This window comes from Xylocopilactobacillus apis (genome assembly GCF_033095965.1).
GTDB lineage: Bacteria > Bacillota > Bacilli > Lactobacillales > Lactobacillaceae > Xylocopilactobacillus > Xylocopilactobacillus apis.
In genome coordinates this window covers 967,807-984,768 of sequence record NZ_AP026801.1, presented here as the reverse complement: position 1 = coordinate 984,768, position 16,962 = coordinate 967,807, and the positions used below count along the sequence as shown (strand labels likewise).

Here is a 16,962-nt window from a genome sequence, read left to right as displayed (position 1 = left end):
ATTTACAGTGTAGTTTTAATTTTTACTCTAATTTTAATAACAGTTCTTATGATCCAAAAAAATACAGTTGATGAAACTCAGTCAAGTAAATTAATAACGAATTTTTATTTAGCTGATTCCATTCGAAGGTTAGCCCCTGAAAATGCAGAAAAATTCACTACTAACCAAGGAATTTTACTAAAACAAAATGGTGTTACAATCGTTAAACTTAACAATGGTTACAAGCGAGTATTTAATCATTAGATGGTATCAGTAAAGAAATTTTCTCCAATGAGTTTTAACGAGTCAATAACGTTATTAAAACTGCTTAAGGTTGTGTACTCGTCAGTTTGATGCGCAAGATCCCATTCATTGGGGCCTAAAATAACAACTGGTAAATCAGGATTAGTTTTAATAAATAAACTAGCATCCGTTCCGCCTTTAATAATTCCAAGTTCAACTTTATCAGTGTTAAACCCTTTAGCTGTCATATTTTTAACAAACTGAACAAAATCACTTTTAGGATCTGTTTCAACGGGAACAAAATCATTTATTATTTTAAATTTTAAATTGTGATCTGGAATATCATTAATTTTTTTAATTTCTTGTTTCAAACGAGAAATTACTTCTTCGTTCGAAAAAGCCTTGGTTGGACGAATATTCCCCCGCAGTTCAGCATAATTTGGAATTGAATTAATTTGTTTGCCGCCTTCAATTATTGTAATGCTGTGGGGTACTTTTCCCAACAATGGATCGTCTGGTGCATCATCAAAAAGATGAGCCTCAGCGTTTAAAAATGGAATTAAGTTACTAATTGCGTTAACGCCTCTACTTGGTTCAGAACTATGTGCAGCAACACCATAACTTTCTATTCGGTAGTTTAAAAATCCAGAATGGGCATAAATAATTTTTCCACTTGTAGGCTCAGAGATAACCAATGCTGTTAAATCTTTTGAATAACCTTGATCTGTTAGCACTTCAGAACCAGGAGCACCATTTTCTTCACCATAAGTTACCAGCCAGCGAATTTTTCCCACTGGAATCTTATTTTCTTCTACTAACTCAATTAAAGCAATTGCCTGAGCAGCTAAACCGCCCTTCATATCAGCAGATCCCCGCCCATATACTTTTTCTCCTTCAATATGGGCCGAAAACGGATCATATTTCCAATCTTTTGGGTCAGGTACTGCAACAGTATCCATATGACCAGAAAATCCTAAAATTCGAGGATCTTCACCGGTTCCGATCTCAGCGATGAAATTGGCACGATCATCATTTAAAGGTAAAATTTCATTTTTTATGTGATATTCGTCAAACAATTTATGAAGATATTCAGCAACTTTAATTTCATGAGCATTAACCGAATTAATTTGAATCAGATCTTTTAATATTTCAATTTTTTTATTTTTATCCAAGTTTTATTCCCTCCTCTTGGAATGATTATTATTAAACAATATTACATCAGATCTGGTATTTTTAAAAAAAAGTTTGACAACTCTCAAAAAATGGTTTAAATTTTATGCATTATAAAACCAAACAAAGTGATTGGGAAAGTAAATTAATTTAATCTATACAGAGAGCTTGGTAGAATGAGAACAAGTTAGATGCCGTTAATTGAAAATGGCCCATGATTGGCGTTACTGAATTTGTTAAGTAACGATGCCCGGCACCCATTATCGTGCACGCTTATAGATTGTAACTGTAAGTTAGTGAGGGGATAAGTGTAAGCTTATTTCGAAATAGAATGGTACCCGGGAAGACTCGTTTCTAAAATATTTTAGAAACGAGTTTTTTTTGGTTTAAATTTTAGGAGGAAAATAAAATGAAAAAAAGTAAAAAATTATTATTATTCGCAGTTACTTTGTTTACTGCATTTTTGTTAGTTTCTTGTGGTAATAACAAGAAGAGTTCTTCGTCTACAGGTACAGAAGAAAAAACTGTTAAAGTTGGGATTATTGGATCAGATGAACGGGTATGGGATTCAATTAAGCCACAGCTAAAGAAAAAGGGAATCAACATTAAATTAGTTCAATTTACAAACTATGATCAGCCTGATCAAGCTCTAAACAGCGGCGACATTGATCTTAACTCTTACCAACACATTTTTTATCTAAATAATTGGAATAAGGCTCACCACGCAGACCTTGTTCCAATCGGAAATACAATTATTGCCCCATTAGCGGTTTACTCTAAAAAAATTAAAAGTATCAAAGATCTGAAAAAGGGAGATGAAGTTTCAATTCCCAATGATGCTACAAATCAAGCAAGAGCTCTTCAGCTTTTAGAATCAGCTAAATTAATTACTTTAAAGAGTAATGTCGAACTTCCAACACCTAATGATGTTATTAAAAATCCAAAGAAGTTAAAAATTACACCACTTGATGCTTCTCAGACTCCAAGATCGATGAATGATGTTGCAATTGCAATTGTAAATAATAATGTTGCCTTAGACGCAAAATTAGATCCTAGTACCGCGATCTACACTGAAAAAATAACCAAAAAATCAAAACCGTGGGTTAATATCATCGCTGCTCAAAAGAAAGACAAAAATAATAAAACTTATAAAGAAGTTGTAAAAGCTTACCAAACTGAAGCTGTAGCTAAAAAAATAAAAGAAGTTTACAAAGGATCAACAATAGCTGCTTGGAATTATAAATTTTAAAGATCGAGGAAAATATCTTGACTGAACCAATTATTCAATTAAAAAACGTTAGTGTCGAATTTAATAGCAAGAAAAAACAAGTTAGTGCAGTTAATAACGTGAATTTGACCATCAACAAGGGAGATATTTTTGGAATAGTAGGATATTCTGGTGCTGGTAAAAGTACACTAGTCAGATTAATTAATCTATTGCAAAAGCCAACAAGTGGTCAAGTTATCGTTAATAAGCAAAATCTTTTAGAACTTAGCGATAAAGAATTGCGTATCAGCCGAAAAAAAATTGGAATGATTTTTCAACATTTTAATCTGATGAATGCCAGAACAATTTTTAATAACGTTGCTTTTGCATTGAAGGGAACTGATCTATCTAAAAAACAAAAAAATGATCGAGTAAATGAGCTATTAGATCTAGTCGGGTTAAGCGATAAAGCTAATAATTATCCAAGTGAACTTTCCGGCGGTCAAAAACAGCGGGTTGGAATAGCCCGCGCAATTGCCAACCATCCTGATATTCTGATTTCAGATGAAGCAACAAGTGCCTTAGATCCTAAAACAACTCAATCAATTCTTGAATTATTGGATCAAATTAATAAAAAACTGGGATTAACAATCGTTTTAATTACTCATCAAATGGAAGCAATTAAACAAATCAGTCATCACGTTGCAGTGATGGATCAAGGCAAAATAATTGAAGAAGGTTCGGTTTACCAAATATTTAGCGAACCACAAAAATCTTTAACCAAATCTTTTATCAATACGACAACCCGTCTAGATGAAACTCTAAAAGTCCTTTATGAGCAAGAAAACGTTAAACATTTATCAAAAGATCAAAAGCTCTTAAGTTTATCCTATTTCGGAGATTCAACAGATGAACCATTAATTTCTTCTTTATATGAGAAATTTCAGGTTTCTGCCAATATTTTATACGGTAATATTGAAATGCTTCAAGGACAGCCTTTGGGAAATCTTGTTGTTATTTTGTCTGGTACTGAACAAAGCGTGCAAAATGCGCTTAATTATTTAAATGAATCTAGAGTTAAGGTAACCGAGTTAAATCCATCTGAGGGAGATATAAATGAACTTAATTGAAAAATTTATGCCAAATGTTTTAGCTAATTGGAATGGCGATTATGGATTTATCAGTGCAATTGGACAAACAATTTATATGACTTTTATGAGTGCAATAATTGCTGGTATTCTTGGATTATTTTTAGGAATTTTATTGATCGTGACTGATAAAAGAGGAATTGATCCGCATCCAGTTTTTTACAGTATTCTTGATAAAGTTGTAAATGTTTTAAGATCAATTCCTTTTATCGTTATGCTTGCTCTTTTAGCATCATTTACTAGATTAATTGTTCATACTACGATCGGTCCAACTGCCGCCTTAGTTCCATTGGTCGCTTCAGCAATGCCGTTTTATGCACGTCAAGTCCAAAATGCATTAGTTCAAGTTGATCCAGGTGTAATTGAAGCGGCGCAGGCAATGGGTGAGTCAAATCTGAGTATAATTTTTAATGTTTATTTAGTTGAAGGATTGCCAGAATTAATTAGAGCAAGTGTCTTGACAATTATTAGTTTAATTGGATTAACTGCAATGGCTGGGGCTGTTGGTGCCGGAGGACTTGGGAGTTTAGCAGTTAATATTGGATTTCAGAGATTTGAAAATGATGTTACAATTGTAGCAACGATATTTATTTTGATTTTTGTCTTTATCATTCAATTTATCGGTGATCAAATCGTTAAACATCTTTCTCATTAATATTTAAGCCTTTAATTTATCTATTTTTTCGATTAAAATGTTACTTAAACTATGGATAACAATATACTTAAGAATTTTAATCAAATTTATAAAGAATTTAACTTCACCGATATTAATGAAATTAGTAATTTTGTTACGGATTTAAATACCAGTGAAACCACAAATCCAACTATAAAAAAATACAATCTGAACAAGTTGGATTTATATAATAAGCAACTGCTAGTAGAAAGCATTATTATTAATGTCTTGGTAAAAAACGATCCAGATTTTAATCATCGTCTAACGCCTCCTTCGATTGGAGTTATTTTCTCTGAAATAATCAGTGTATTAATTAAAAAAGAACCAGCTAATATAGTTGATTTTGGAGTTGGATCTGGTAGTCTGATTTTTTCGATTTTAAGTAACTTAAAAAACGGAAACATTAATGCATTCGGAGTTGACAATAATGAAGATTTTATTCATCTAGCCCAAAATTATCGTTCGTTATTTAATTTTAGAAATTCAGTTGATTTAATTTTTGATGACGTCATTGGATATGAACCATTAGATAAAGTTGATTTTGTAATCGGGGATCTACCCGTTGGATATTATCCTCAAAAAGATAACATTAGCGATTTCAAGGTTAAAGTTAGTGATGACTATACATACGTTCAGAACCTTTTTGTTGAAAAAAGTTTAAAGATTCTTAAAAAAAATGGATTTGCAATATTTGCAGCTCCTCAAAACATTTTTACTAGCAAGCAAAATGGTGTATTATTAAACATAATAAGAGAAAACGCTTTTATTCAAGGAATTATTAGCTTACCTCTTAATAGTTTTGTTGATAAAAAATTTGCAAAGAGCATTATTATTCTTCAAAAGCAGGGAAGTAGTGCAAAACAAATTAATCCTGTTTTAATTTATGAATTTCAGAATATTGAAGATATTAAAAGCTATCAGAAGTTATTTTCAATTATAAATGCGTGGAGTAAAGAAATTAAAGAATAGATAAGGAATTATAAAAATGGTTAAGGTTATTGCTATTAATTGTGGAAGCTCAACACTTAAATTTAAACTTTTTGAAATGCCAGAAGAAAAGGTTATTGCTTCTGGCATGGTCGATCGTCTTGGATTAACGGATTCAGTATTCACTCTTAAAACTTCGAATGATAATTCATTTGAAATTAAAAAAGACATCAAAGATCATAGTGAAGCAGTCAAGCTTTTACTTAAAGAATTGATCGACTGTAAAGTATTAAAAAGTTTAGATGAACTTGGCGGAGTTGGGCACCGAGTTGTTGCAGGCGGTGAAAACTATGAGAAATCGACTTTTGTTGATCAACACGTAATTAATAACATTAAATATTTATCTATTTATGCTCCGCTGCATAATTATAGCGAAGCTCGCGGAATGGAAGCATTCAGGGATTATAATCCTGAACTCCCTCAGGTTGCCGTTTTCGATACTGCGCTTTACACTGGAATGCCTAAAGAAAATTATCTATACAGCATTCCAATGAAATATTATCGACTTTATGGCGCAAGAAAATATGGTGCTCACGGAACCAGTCATCGATATTTAACAGACAGAGCTGCTAAAATCCTTAACAAAAATATTGAAGATTTAAATATTATTTCTTTACACCTTGGGAGTGGAGCTTCAATAACTGCTACAAATCATGGTAAAGTTATCGATACTTCAATGGGTTTTACCCCAATGGCCGGAATCACAATGTCAACCAGATCTGGTGATATTGATCCATCATTAGTACTTTACTTAATGAAGCAGCTTGATATTAATAATCCAGACGAAATGGCTGATATTTTAAATAAAGAGTCTGGGCTCTTGGGAATTTCTGAATTATCTCCTGATATGAGAGATCTTGAAAAAGAACAAGATACTAACGATCAAGCCAAATTAGCTATCGACATATTTATAAATAGAATTGTAAAATACGTTGGTTCTTATGTAGCCGAGATGGGATCAGTAGATGCTCTTATCTTTTCAGCAGGCATCGGCGAAAACGATATTGGCGTTAGACAAAGTATTGTTGACCATCTTTCTTTTATTGGTGCAAAAATTGATTCCGAAAAAAATCATGTTCGTGGAGAAGAGAGAGACCTTACAGGGGAAGGATCTAAAGTAAAAGTCTTATTAATCCCAACTGATGAAGAATTAATGATTGCTAGAGATGCTTATAACATTGGTTATTTAAGTAAAAAATAAATTGTACAAAAAAGTCCTGATTATTTAGGACTTTTTTAAATATTTAAAATAATGAATTTTAGTTAATTTTTTGAAGTAAAATTTACAGTAAATCAAGGAGGTTTTGAAATCTTGGATATCAATAATTTGATAAAAGAAACGACAATCGTTTATGATTTAAAAGAAGAAAAAGAAGTTTTTTGGGTTAATCCTGAATATGGTAAAAAAGCTGTTTTACCAGTAGATCAAGCTGATATATTTGATGCCGAAGCTAGATTTCAAAGATTTGCGCCTTACTTTAAAGAAGAATTTCCTGAAACTACTCAAAGTAATGGTATTTTAGAATCACCCCTGACTCCAATACCTAAAATGAAAGAAGCTGTTACAAAATTTGAACATTATTCTTTAACTGGAAATGTTTATTTAAAAGAAGACAATAAATTACCCATTTCTGGTTCTATTAAGTCTCGCGGAGGAATTTATGAAGTTTTAAAATTTGCTGAACAAGTTGCAATTGAATCAGGAATGCTAACTTATATGGATAATTATTCTATTTTAAGAGAGTCTAAATTTCACAAATTATTTAGTAACTATGGCGTTTCCGTCGGTTCAACTGGAAACTTAGCTTTAAGTATTGGAATTGTTGCAGCCCATCTAGGTTTTCAGGTAACTGTTCATATGTCCCATGATGCAAAAAAATGGAAAAAAGACCTTTTACGTGCAAAAGGAGTTAATGTCATTGAATATCCAGGTAGTTTTACTTCAGCAATAACTGCTGGCCGAAAAAAAGCTGCCGAGGATCCTAAAATGTATTTTATAGATGACGAGGGGAGCTACGACTTATTTTTAGGTTATTCAGTATCTGCAATTCGTCTGCAAAAACAATTAAAAGATCAAAATATTCAAGTGGATAAAGATCATCCTCTATTCGTCTACTTACCTGCAGGAGTTGGTGGATCTCCTAGTGGAGTTTCTTTTGGATTAAAAACCATTTTAGGAGAAAATGTGCATCCAATATTTGCAGAACCCACTCATATTCCTTCCGTTCTTTTAGGCATGGCAACGGGACTCAATGATAAGATATCAGTATATGATATCGGACTCGACGGTTTAACTGAAGCAGACGGTTTGGCAGTAGGTAGACCGTCGAGAATTGCAGGAAAAATTATGAAGACTCTTTTACTTGGAATTGGAACTTTTGAAGATGCTAGAGTTTTAGCTTATACAGCTCAATTATGGGACACTGAAAACATTAAAGTTGAACCATCAGCTACCGGGGTTTTGCTGCCTTAAGACAAGCTCAAAACTATTTATCCAATCATTTTCCAATGGAAAATTCAAACCATATTATTTGGTCAACTGGCGGAATGTTAGTTCCTGATAACGAGCATCAGCAAATTTACAAGTTAGGAAAATCAATTTTAAACCATGAACTGCTGTAATTTTAATTTAGCTGCAGCGAATAATTAAAAACCGGACAAACTTACCATCTAAATGGATGATATTGATTTTAAAACTAATTTGATCTTAATTGACTGAACTCGCTTTAAGATTCAACATTTAAATTAAACATTTATACTATTTATAAAAAAGAATAAAAGAATTACTCTTAAAGTGTAAAGGAAGATTTACAATGAAATCACTAAAAAAAGAAATATCAGATTCAATAAACGAAGTTACTGTAGTCTTTGCATTAAAAAACAATTATAAAATTGATGTTGCTAAATATCCTTTACTAAAGGAATTAGGGAGTTGGGTAAATACTAAAGATCAGACAAACCTTTATTTACGCACAAAATTAGACAAGCCAACACTTGTAAAAAAATTTTCTGAAATAACTGGCCTAAGCAATGAACAATTTGACACTGGCGCAGTTTCAAGCATCAATAGTGTTTGGTAATTTTTAATATAACTTTGCCGAGTATCCCAAAAGCTAAGAAACTTGTGGGGTATTTTTTTTGATCAATTAGTGAACAATATAATTAAAAAACTGGTGGTGAACTTTCAAAAATAATTTGGTTAACATAATATATATTATACGAAGTCAAACTGAATTTACATATTAGATGGAAAGTCAAATCCTGCTAGTAATTATTAGCTAGACTTTATTCCTAAAATACAAAAACTCTCAACTAGAATAATGGCAGAGAGTTATATTTATTAATAGCTAATTTATGACGGATGAAAAGATTTACTTAAAAAATTCAACAAAGATTTTCTTGTAAATTTCAATAAAGTCAAAATACATTTCTTTAGTAACATATTCGTTATCCTGGTGAGCATTATTTTCGCCAGGACCAAAAACAACATAATTAGCATTATTTGGCTGATCAATTAGGAATTTCGAAGCATCTGTTCCGCCAGAAACTCCCATTGTTTTAATTTCAGTAGTCGAAAACGGCATTCCTGTTAGTTCAGACTGTTTTTCAGCTACTTTAATTTGTTCAGGCGTATATTTAATTTTACTCATGTAAGGTTGAGCGATCGTCTTAATTAGATCAATAATTTTAGAATTAACATTACCGATAATCGCTATGATTTCCATCCCAATTTCCATTGAAATATTTCCGTTGGTGGAATTATTATACTGATCAATTTCGCTTTGTATTAAATCTATAATTTTTTTGTTATCAAACTCAGGGATAGTTCTTATATTTAAAACAGCTTCTGCAGAACCAGGAATTGCATTAGGCTGCGTTCCTCCATTAATAACATCAATATTGAATACGGTTCCACCCAATACATCATTTTTTATATCCATATAGCCCTTTATTGAGGCTTGAATTTTATTAAGAACATTAATTAAATGCTGAACTGCATTATTACCTAGCGCAGGCATTGAACTATGAGCAGCTTTTCCTTTAGATTTAATTGTAATATCCAGTTCACCTTTATTGGCATAAACTGCTCGATAACCTGAAGGCTCGCCAATTAAAAGGGTATCTACATTCTCCATATACCCTTTCTTTTGAAGTAATTCAGCCCCTGCCTGTCCCACTTCTTCACCAGCTGTAGCTAACAATCTAATTGTTCCATTAATTGGCGTATTACTTTGTTTTAATTCAATCAACGCAATGACTAATGCTGCAAGACCTGATTTCATATCAGTTGAGCCGCGTCCGTATAACTTGCCATCAATTTCAGTCATTGTAAAAGGATCAGTTTTCCAATTTGCTAATTCAACATCGACAACATCCATATGTCCTGAAACAGCAAGCACCGGGGTGCCTGAACCAATTTCTGCAACTAAATCAGCTCTGTCGTCACTAACTGGAACGATTTCGCTCTCAATACCATATTTGTTTAAAAGTTCTTGTAAATACTCAGCAATGGCTTTTTCGTGCCCGTTAACTGATTTAAAGCTAATCAGTTTACTTAAAATAGAAATTTTTTCACTATCATTCACGACGAGATTATCCTCCCAATATTATTCTTCTTGAACTCGATAAGCTAATGCAAAGTTACCCAAGGTGGCTGAGCCATTATCCTTAACTCTTGGCATTTGAATATACTTATTTAAATCAGGCACATTCACATAATCATTTAATAAGGCACTGAACTCTTTTCTAACTTTGACCAAAAATTCTTCACTTACTACTCCCCCGCCAAATACAATGTTATTTGGTCGAATAATCATCGTTTGTTGAATCGCAGCCTGTGCAACATAATAAGCCATAATATCCCAAACGTGATGTTCTTTAGAAACTTCTGATCCAGGTATATTCAAACGAGCATCAAACGTTGGACCTGAAACAAGACCTTCTAAACAATCACCATGAAAGGGACAAATACCTTTAAAATCCAAGTCATCTGGATGTCTTTTAACAAATGTATGCCCCATTTCTGGATGTCCGATTCCCTGTAGTATTTTTCCGTTTAATACCGCACCGCCACCAACACCAGTACCGATCGTATAATATACAAGAGAATCAATTTTTTCATTGTAAAGCTGCGAAGCAACAAATTCGCCATATGCGGAAGCATTAACATCAGTTGTAAAAAAGATTGGGACTTTTAAGGCGTCTTTAACTGGTCCCAAAAAATCAGTATCACGCCACTTTAATTTTGGAGTTTTAGTGACGTAACCATAGTGAGGATTGTTTTTTTGTAACTCAATAGGTCCAAACGAAGCAATAGATAACGCAGCTAAATCTGGATATTGTTGAAAAAATTCAATTGTTTTTTTAATTGTCGATTGGGGGTCACTTGTTGAAAATTGTGTTTTATGTAAAACCTGGTAATCTTCATTACCTACAGCACACACAAATTTGGTACCACCTGCTTCAACACTGCCTAATAACATTTTAAAACCTCACTTTTTTGAAATATATTGTAAATCTTAAATCAGCTAAGATGATTTTCTTTATTCTCCAAAAAGAATTTTAATTTTTTTTGATCATTTTCTGAAAGTTCAGTAAAAAATTTTAAATTTAAAGCATTAACCTTTACCCGATATCTTTTGGAGGTATCTACATAATAAACCTTTTTGAATTTATCTGTATTAGTAATCGGAAAAAAATTTCGACGATAAAAAGAAGATTCTTCTCGGTACAAATCATTTAACAAAAAGAAGATCTGATAACCTTTTTCAATTTGAATTAATAAAAGGTATTTTTTCTTATCAACAATTTTATATACTTTCATTGCATTCCATTAAGCCAAATATTAAATTCTGGATCATTTGTTTTACCATTATTCATTACTGAAAGATCGGTTACTGGCGAAAACAAAGATAACTGCTTGATATCTTCTTGCCTTTTATTGGCAGTAATAGAAATACTAGAAGTTGGAACAAAAGGATATCTTCCCGTCCTAACAATTTCTTTTAAAAGGATGTTAAATGCACTTGTTAACGTTAATCCCATACTATCTAATAGGATCTCTGCATTATTTTTGAGATCAGCATCGATTTTCATATTGACATTAGATTTTTTGTTATTCATCGAAATAATCTTCCTTTTTTCTTTATTTTATCACAAAAATAGAACGTTGATGTTTTATAATGTTAATAAAAGGAGATATTTTAAATGAATATTATAACTGGTGGTTATACCAAAAAAAATAGTCAAGGGATTTATATAAGCAAGATCAATATGCAAACTTATGAGGTATCTGATCCTTCCCTACTGATAAAAATTGATAATCCAACTTATCTTGTCATCTTTGATGAAACTATTATCAGTATTCTTAAGAATAAAGATCAAGGTGGGATTGCATGTTTTAAAAAACAAGGAGAAAATTTTAAAAAAGTTTCGGAATATGTAAAAGATCAAACACCACCTGCCTATGTTGCAGTTAACAAAGAACACAATCTTATTTTCGATGCTAATTATCATGCTGGAACTGTCAATTTATATTCTTTATCAAATGATGGAAAAATAGATCTTTTGGATTCTTATACTAACCACGGCAAAGGAATTAAAGATGAACAGGATTCCTCTCATTTTCATTATATTGATCTTACTCCAGATGAAAAATTAATTAGCTGTGATCTTGGGACTGACGAAATTATTTTATTCGAAACCTCAAATAAAAAGCTATCTGTATCACAAAAAATTAAAGTAGATCCTGGTTTTGGCCCAAGACATATAATTTTTAATCCCAACGGAAATTATTTTTATTGCATTGGCGAGTTAGGAAGTGAAATAAAAATCTTTAGTTATGGCGAACAAATTGAAGAAATCGAATCTTATCCAACAATCCCTGCTGGTTATGATGGACATAATGGAGCAAGTGCAATCAAGATCTCTAAAGATGGAACTCATCTTTACGCTGCTAATCGAGGATTTAATTCAATTATTGTTTTTGAAGTTAAAAACAATGGAGCAAAATTAAAAGAAATTCAAAATATTTCTACAGAAGGTGATTTTCCTCGCGATTTTGCAATAAATGATCATTATAAGTTACTATTTGTTGGAAACCAAAATACCGATAATGGCACTTTGTTTAAAATATTGGATAATGGAAGTCTTAAGATCCAACAAAAAAATATAAAACTTCACGAACCAACTTTTGTTGAATTTTTTGAATAAACTTTGTTATCGAAAATCCCCAGAAAATCGTAGCTTTCTGGGGATTTTTTGTAATTAAGATGTGTGTCTAACAAATACTTTCTTGAGATCGTCAACTATTTCTAATTTAAAAATTATTGACAATATAACGGCCAAAACTGTGATGAAAACTGTTCTAATTACTAAGTTAATAAAAAGGCTAAAATGTAATGGCAAGAAATATCCGGTTCCTAAAACAATAAGAAAAATTAGTAAACTTTTCCAACTTCCTTTAAACAAATAATGAAGGTCTAAATCTTTACGACACAACCAAATAAACAAAGCAAAAACTAAACCTTCACACAAACAAATCGTAAATGTTGCCCCATCTGCGCCCCAGTGAAAGATTCCCAATACAATAAAATTAGAAATTAAAGAAATCCCAGCTGCAAGTAAAGTAGGAACTGAATAGCGCACATATTTTCCTTCTGCTAATAAATATTGATTACTAAATACCCCACCGACTGGAATAAAAACTACAATCATTGAAGCAAAAAATAAATTATTAATACTATCGTAATATCTTGGTCCAGAATACCAAAGCATAAAGTCATGTGCATTTACCATTAAACCAGCAGCACAAAATAGCGATAAAATTAACGTATATTGAAGAGATTTTTTTAATAATTTCAGCATTTGATCTTTTGACTGCTTAGCTTCCAGTTCAGCTAATTTTGGCATCAATATAGAACTTGTTGACGCAATAACTGTATAAACAGCAGTGATCAAAACTTGAACCTGTGAATAATACGATAATTGAACTGCATTAGAAAGAAATTTAACTAAAGTTTGATCAAAAGATGTGTAAACCTTAGTTGCTAACAATGGAATAACAACAATTATTGCAGATTTTAAATACTTATTTTTAAAACTAAGATCTTTTAAACGAATTCTCTTACCCAAATCCTTTTGCATCCGCGCAAAAAAGATTAAATTAGCTAAATAAGTGACACTGTTAATTAAAATGTAAATCCAAAGATCTTTACTGCTATGAATGAAAACAAAAATAGAAATTGTAATTACCACTTTAATTAACGTATTCCTGATAATTACTTCTTTTGCTTCTCCAGTTCCCCAAAAATACCATGACAAATCAAAAATATAGCCAATAAGATAAGGTATTTCAAACAAAAAATATACCTTAAAATCTAAAAACAAAAATACAAAAATCGTATAAACAATTAAAGTTGTAATTCCAACAAAAAATTGAATTCCCCAAAGTTTGGTTACTTCATCATAATAGTCAGCTTTATCACTACTAGCTATAATTTTTGGACCAATTTGGATCATCCCCATTCCAATTAAAACACTTAAGAAAAGGGGAATTGAATTAACATAAGAGTTAATTCCAATTTGTTTATTCGTAAAAACTCTTTGAACATACGGTAAAGTTATAAAAGGTAAAACCACATAAATAGCTTGATATAAACCATTATAGATTAAATTTTGAACTAATTTTTTCATTTAATTTAGATAAAAAATGGGGTTAGAACTAACCCCATTCTTATGTTTTATTCCATTTCTTTAGTTAAATTAGGAACAATCTGTTTTTTCCGCGAAACAACACCAGGTAAATCAATAATTTGATTTTTTAATTTAGCATTAAATGCTTTTTCAACCGCAGAACTGTCACTACCAAAGAAAATTCCTTTTGAATTTGAGTCTAAAATATTAGTAATTACTAATAAGATATCATCAAATCCCTCTTTTTCCAATTCTTTTTTTACGTCATCTTTTAAACCTGGAAGATGGATAACCTCATCAACATCAACTGTATTAACTTGACCAATTTTGAATTTTTTGCCGCCCATTTCAAATGATTTTGCATCACCATCAATAATATCATGATTAGTTCGTCCTGATAAATTGGTCCCTGCTTTTAGCATTTCCATGCCATATTTTTCATAATCATCTACTCCAGCAATAGCCGCCAACTTTTCCAACGATCTCCGATCTTTATCAGTAGTTGTTGGACTTTTTAACAATAAAGTATCAGAAATAATTGCACTAAGCATGATTCCGGCTATTGATTTTGGAATTTCAACCTGATCCTTTTCGTAAAATCTATATAGCATCGTTGAAGTGCAACCAACTGGCTCAGCATGATAGAAAAGAGGTAAATCAGTTTTAAAGTTAATTTTATGATGATCAATTACATGAGTAACTGTTAAATCTTCAATATTTGAAACCGACTGTTCTGCCTCGTTATGATCAACCAAAATTACTTTTTCTGTATCGGCCTTTTCAATAATTCTTGGAACATCTAAATTAAAGTAGTTTAACGCAAATTTTGTCTCTTCGTTTGGCTCCCCAAGAATTACCGCCTCTGTATCTATTCCTTGATGTTTAAAATAATCAGCGGCAGCGATTGCAGCTCCAATCGCGTCTGTATCAGGGTTTTTATGACCAAAAACAAGTTCTTTTTCCAATATTTAAGTATCCTCTCTCACAAGTTCTTTTAATCTAGTTAAATAATCTTTTTGATGTAAGTATAAGTCAAATTCGTTTAAACATTTGTTAATAATTGGCACTTTTAATTTACTAGTCCGATAAACTATCGCAACATCAAACTTGATTACTGGATTAAACTCATAAATATAACTTCCGTCTTTTACAAAAGGTAAACAAGTATCTGGAATCGCAGCTATCGATTTAGTTTTCTTCCCATAAGTTAAAATATTCTCTACCTGAGAAAAACGAGCAGAATATCTTGGAACAAAAATATTACTGTCATGACACTGTTCAGTTATTATCTGATCCATATAATATCCCTTGGGATAACCAACCCAATTATAATCGTGAATCTCATCGAGTGTGACTTTATTTCCATTATTAATTTTAAAAGGACTAACTAAAAGCATTTCTGATTTAGAAATTCTATTAGTTCTATATTTGCTAAGACCAGCAAAAGAATTATCTGGTAAATAAAGAACCAAAATATCGGTAGAATCAGACTCTAATTGAAAACGTAAACTATGTCTTAAAATCGACTTTATATTAAAATCAACACTAGGATGATTCTTTCTAAACTTTACAATAAAATCAACCAAAACATTTGCTGGCATCGCAGAAATAACACCAATATTAATCACATCATGAGAATGTTCTCTAATTAACTTTATTTCATCATTTGCTTCAGCAAAAACCCCATTAACTTTTTGAGCAGCTCTTAAAAAAATTTCGCCAGAATCTGTTAGATGAATCTTTTTTCCCTCAAGGGAAAAAAGCGGAGTTCCAACGATTTCTTCTAATCTTTTTATCTGCTGGGTTAACGCAGGCTGACTAATACCTAGTTGTACAGCAGTTTCGGTATAACTTAAATTATGCGCAAGTGCTACAAAGTAACTGATAGATCTAACTAAAAGCGCATTATCATTATTTGATTTCATATGTTTTTTCAATACCCAACTTTAACAAACTGCTTAACATATTCTATACTTAAATTCATCTTTATAACAGAATATTTTATATTTTTTTGGTCGCCAATTTTTATACAAATTATAATTAGCCGTATTCAAGATTCTTTCGGCATTTTTAACTCTTTCGGCTGTAGGAGGTTCAACCTCTTCAAGTTTATAAGGGATTTCCATTTCATGGTATTTTCTAACTCCTAAGGTGTGGTAAGGAAGAATTTCAGCCTTTTTAACAACATTATTAGGTAAACTAGCAACATAATCTGATAGTTGTTTTAAATCTTCATCAAAATCTGTTTTACCTGGAACTAAAACGTGACGAATCCACATATCGTCATTATTTTCAGCCATATACTGAATCATCTCAAAAATATTTTTATTATCTACCCCTGTCAGTTCCTTGTGTTTAACTGGATCCATTACTTTAATGTCAACAAGAGAAATATCTGTATATTTCATCAATTCCTCAAATTTACTAAAGAACGGCTCTTTCCAAGTAAACGGATTGCCAGCTGTATCAAGACAAGTGCTAATGTTTCTTTCTTTAGCTTTTTTAAAAATATCAAGTGTAAAATCAATCTGAACTAATGACTCTCCTCCACTTAAAGTGATCCCTCCTTGAGGTCCCCAAAAAGCTCGATATTTTTCTGCATCATCAAGAATTTCTTCAGCCGTCATCTCATCGCCAACCCCAATATTCCAAGTATCAGGATTATGACAATACTGACATCGCATTCGACAACCTTGAAGAAAAGCAACATAGCGAATACCAGGGCCATCAACTGCACCAAAAGTTTCTATCGAGTGGACATAACCCTTTATTTTTTCATCTTTTTTTACTTCAACTTTATTTTCGTAAATATTCATCTGTGCCTCACCTACCCCATTATCTTATGACAAAAAAAGCAGGAA

The 16,962-nt window shown here is 31.7% G+C and carries 17 protein-coding genes, 1 pseudogene and 1 other annotated feature; of the genes and pseudogenes, 9 read left to right on the top strand and 9 right to left on the bottom strand.

Annotation, left to right across the window (positions count from 1 at the left end; genetic code table 11):
* Positions 1–48 precede the first annotated feature (48 nt).
* Complete coding sequence (locus R8749_RS04680; protein WP_317698294.1) at positions 49–243, top strand: hypothetical protein; 195 nt, start codon at positions 49–51, stop codon at positions 241–243.
* Here R8749_RS04680 and R8749_RS04675 read toward each other — a convergent pair.
* Complete coding sequence (locus R8749_RS04675; protein WP_317698293.1) at positions 240–1,394, bottom strand: ArgE/DapE family deacylase; 1,155 nt, start codon at positions 1,392–1,394, stop codon at positions 240–242. The two genes, R8749_RS04680 and R8749_RS04675, sit on opposite strands and share 4 nt — an antisense overlap.
* A 117-nt stretch (positions 1,395–1,511) precedes the next feature.
* Positions 1,512–1,751, top strand: a binding site (T-box leader).
* Between the two features lie 50 nt (positions 1,752–1,801).
* Between R8749_RS04675 and R8749_RS04670 the strand changes: the two genes are divergently transcribed.
* The 7 genes and pseudogenes from R8749_RS04670 to R8749_RS04640 all read left to right on the top strand — a co-directional run bounded on the left by R8749_RS04670 (position 1,802) and on the right by R8749_RS04640 (position 8,487).
* A complete protein-coding gene (locus R8749_RS04670; RefSeq protein ID WP_317698292.1) occupies positions 1,802–2,641 on the top strand; it encodes a MetQ/NlpA family ABC transporter substrate-binding protein in 840 nt (279 codons plus the stop codon).
* A 14-nt stretch (positions 2,642–2,655) separates the two neighbouring features.
* The gene (locus R8749_RS04665; protein ID WP_317698512.1) at positions 2,656–3,729 is read left to right on the top strand and encodes a methionine ABC transporter ATP-binding protein; all 1,074 of its coding nucleotides are present in this window, start codon (positions 2,656–2,658) and stop codon (positions 3,727–3,729) included.
* Positions 3,716–4,402, top strand: coding sequence for a methionine ABC transporter permease (locus tag R8749_RS04660; protein ID WP_317698291.1), 687 nt, complete (start codon positions 3,716–3,718; stop codon positions 4,400–4,402). The genes R8749_RS04665 and R8749_RS04660 overlap by 14 nt, the downstream gene beginning before the upstream one ends.
* A gap of 51 nt (positions 4,403–4,453) precedes the next feature.
* Entirely contained in the window at positions 4,454–5,389 is a 936-nt protein-coding gene (locus tag R8749_RS04655; RefSeq protein WP_317698289.1) for a class I SAM-dependent methyltransferase, read from the top strand.
* Between the two features lie 16 nt (positions 5,390–5,405).
* A complete protein-coding gene (locus R8749_RS04650; protein ID WP_317698288.1) occupies positions 5,406–6,608 on the top strand; it encodes an acetate/propionate family kinase in 1,203 nt (400 codons plus the stop codon).
* A gap of 111 nt (positions 6,609–6,719) precedes the next feature.
* Positions 6,720–8,029, top strand: a pseudogene (gene dsdA, locus R8749_RS04645) (D-serine ammonia-lyase).
* Positions 8,030–8,220: 191 nt separating this feature from the next.
* Positions 8,221–8,487, top strand: a complete 267-nt coding sequence (locus tag R8749_RS04640) for a hypothetical protein (RefSeq protein WP_317698287.1) — start codon at positions 8,221–8,223, stop codon at positions 8,485–8,487.
* A gap of 291 nt (positions 8,488–8,778) precedes the next feature.
* Here R8749_RS04640 and R8749_RS04635 read toward each other — a convergent pair whose 3' ends face one another.
* The 4 genes from R8749_RS04635 to R8749_RS04620 are packed head-to-tail and all read right to left on the bottom strand — an operon-like array spanning position 8,779 to position 11,530.
* Positions 8,779–9,993 carry an ArgE/DapE family deacylase gene (locus tag R8749_RS04635; protein ID WP_317698286.1) on the bottom strand — a complete coding sequence of 405 codons (1,215 nt, stop codon included), beginning with the start codon at positions 9,991–9,993 and terminating at the stop codon, positions 8,779–8,781.
* A gap of 21 nt (positions 9,994–10,014) precedes the next feature.
* Positions 10,015–10,890, bottom strand: a complete 876-nt coding sequence (scrK, locus tag R8749_RS04630) for a fructokinase ScrK (protein ID WP_317698285.1) — start codon at positions 10,888–10,890, stop codon at positions 10,015–10,017.
* Positions 10,891–10,931: 41 nt separating this feature from the next.
* On the bottom strand, positions 10,932–11,231 hold the full coding sequence (locus R8749_RS04625) for a hypothetical protein (RefSeq protein ID WP_317698283.1): 300 nt from the start codon (positions 11,229–11,231) through the stop codon (positions 10,932–10,934).
* Positions 11,228–11,530, bottom strand: a complete 303-nt coding sequence (locus R8749_RS04620) for a type II toxin-antitoxin system RelB/DinJ family antitoxin (RefSeq protein WP_317698281.1) — start codon at positions 11,528–11,530, stop codon at positions 11,228–11,230. Before R8749_RS04620 ends, R8749_RS04625 begins: the two co-directional genes overlap by 4 nt.
* A gap of 84 nt (positions 11,531–11,614) precedes the next feature.
* On the opposite strand from R8749_RS04620, the gene R8749_RS04615 reads away from it, so the two are divergent.
* Positions 11,615–12,619 carry a lactonase family protein gene (locus tag R8749_RS04615; protein ID WP_317698280.1) on the top strand — a complete coding sequence of 335 codons (1,005 nt, stop codon included), beginning with the start codon at positions 11,615–11,617 and terminating at the stop codon, positions 12,617–12,619.
* 54 nt (positions 12,620–12,673) lie between these two features.
* On the opposite strand, the gene R8749_RS04610 is transcribed toward R8749_RS04615, so the two are convergent.
* From R8749_RS04610 to pflA, 4 genes are read right to left on the bottom strand one after another with little or no spacing between them, the layout of a single operon-like run.
* Positions 12,674–14,101, bottom strand: a complete 1,428-nt coding sequence (locus tag R8749_RS04610; RefSeq protein ID WP_317698279.1) for an oligosaccharide flippase family protein — start codon at positions 14,099–14,101, stop codon at positions 12,674–12,676.
* 47 nt (positions 14,102–14,148) lie between these two features.
* Positions 14,149–15,066, bottom strand: a complete 918-nt coding sequence (locus R8749_RS04605) for a manganese-dependent inorganic pyrophosphatase (protein ID WP_317698278.1) — start codon at positions 15,064–15,066, stop codon at positions 14,149–14,151.
* Positions 15,067–15,069: 3 nt separating this feature from the next.
* Entirely contained in the window at positions 15,070–16,026 is a 957-nt protein-coding gene (locus tag R8749_RS04600; RefSeq protein WP_317698277.1) for a LysR family transcriptional regulator, read from the bottom strand.
* Between the two features lie 33 nt (positions 16,027–16,059).
* The gene (gene pflA, locus R8749_RS04595; protein ID WP_317698275.1) at positions 16,060–16,917 is read right to left on the bottom strand and encodes a pyruvate formate-lyase-activating protein; all 858 of its coding nucleotides are present in this window, start codon (positions 16,915–16,917) and stop codon (positions 16,060–16,062) included.
* Between the last annotated feature and the right edge of the window lie 45 nt (positions 16,918–16,962).

Bases quoted from the DNA above. Each gene is read 5' to 3' on its own strand.
- R8749_RS04680 (WP_317698294.1), top strand. From the start codon at position 49: ATGATCCAAAAAAATACAGTTGATGAAACTCAGTCAAGTAAATTAATA.
- R8749_RS04670 (WP_317698292.1), top strand. From the start codon at position 1,802: ATGAAAAAAAGTAAAAAATTATTATTATTCGCAGTTACTTTGTTTACT.
- R8749_RS04660 (WP_317698291.1), top strand. From the start codon at position 3,716: ATGAACTTAATTGAAAAATTTATGCCAAATGTTTTAGCTAATTGGAAT.
- R8749_RS04655 (WP_317698289.1), top strand. From the start codon at position 4,454: ATGGATAACAATATACTTAAGAATTTTAATCAAATTTATAAAGAATTT.
- R8749_RS04650 (WP_317698288.1), top strand. From the start codon at position 5,406: ATGGTTAAGGTTATTGCTATTAATTGTGGAAGCTCAACACTTAAATTT.
- R8749_RS04640 (WP_317698287.1), top strand. From the start codon at position 8,221: ATGAAATCACTAAAAAAAGAAATATCAGATTCAATAAACGAAGTTACT.
- scrK (WP_317698285.1), bottom strand. From the start codon at position 10,890: ATGTTATTAGGCAGTGTTGAAGCAGGTGGTACCAAATTTGTGTGTGCT.
- R8749_RS04625 (WP_317698283.1), bottom strand. From the start codon at position 11,231: ATGAAAGTATATAAAATTGTTGATAAGAAAAAATACCTTTTATTAATT.
- R8749_RS04620 (WP_317698281.1), bottom strand. From the start codon at position 11,530: ATGAATAACAAAAAATCTAATGTCAATATGAAAATCGATGCTGATCTC.
- R8749_RS04615 (WP_317698280.1), top strand. From the start codon at position 11,615: ATGAATATTATAACTGGTGGTTATACCAAAAAAAATAGTCAAGGGATT.
- R8749_RS04610 (WP_317698279.1), bottom strand. From the start codon at position 14,101: ATGAAAAAATTAGTTCAAAATTTAATCTATAATGGTTTATATCAAGCT.
- R8749_RS04600 (WP_317698277.1), bottom strand. From the start codon at position 16,026: ATGAAATCAAATAATGATAATGCGCTTTTAGTTAGATCTATCAGTTAC.
- pflA (WP_317698275.1), bottom strand. From the start codon at position 16,917: ATGAATATTTACGAAAATAAAGTTGAAGTAAAAAAAGATGAAAAAATA.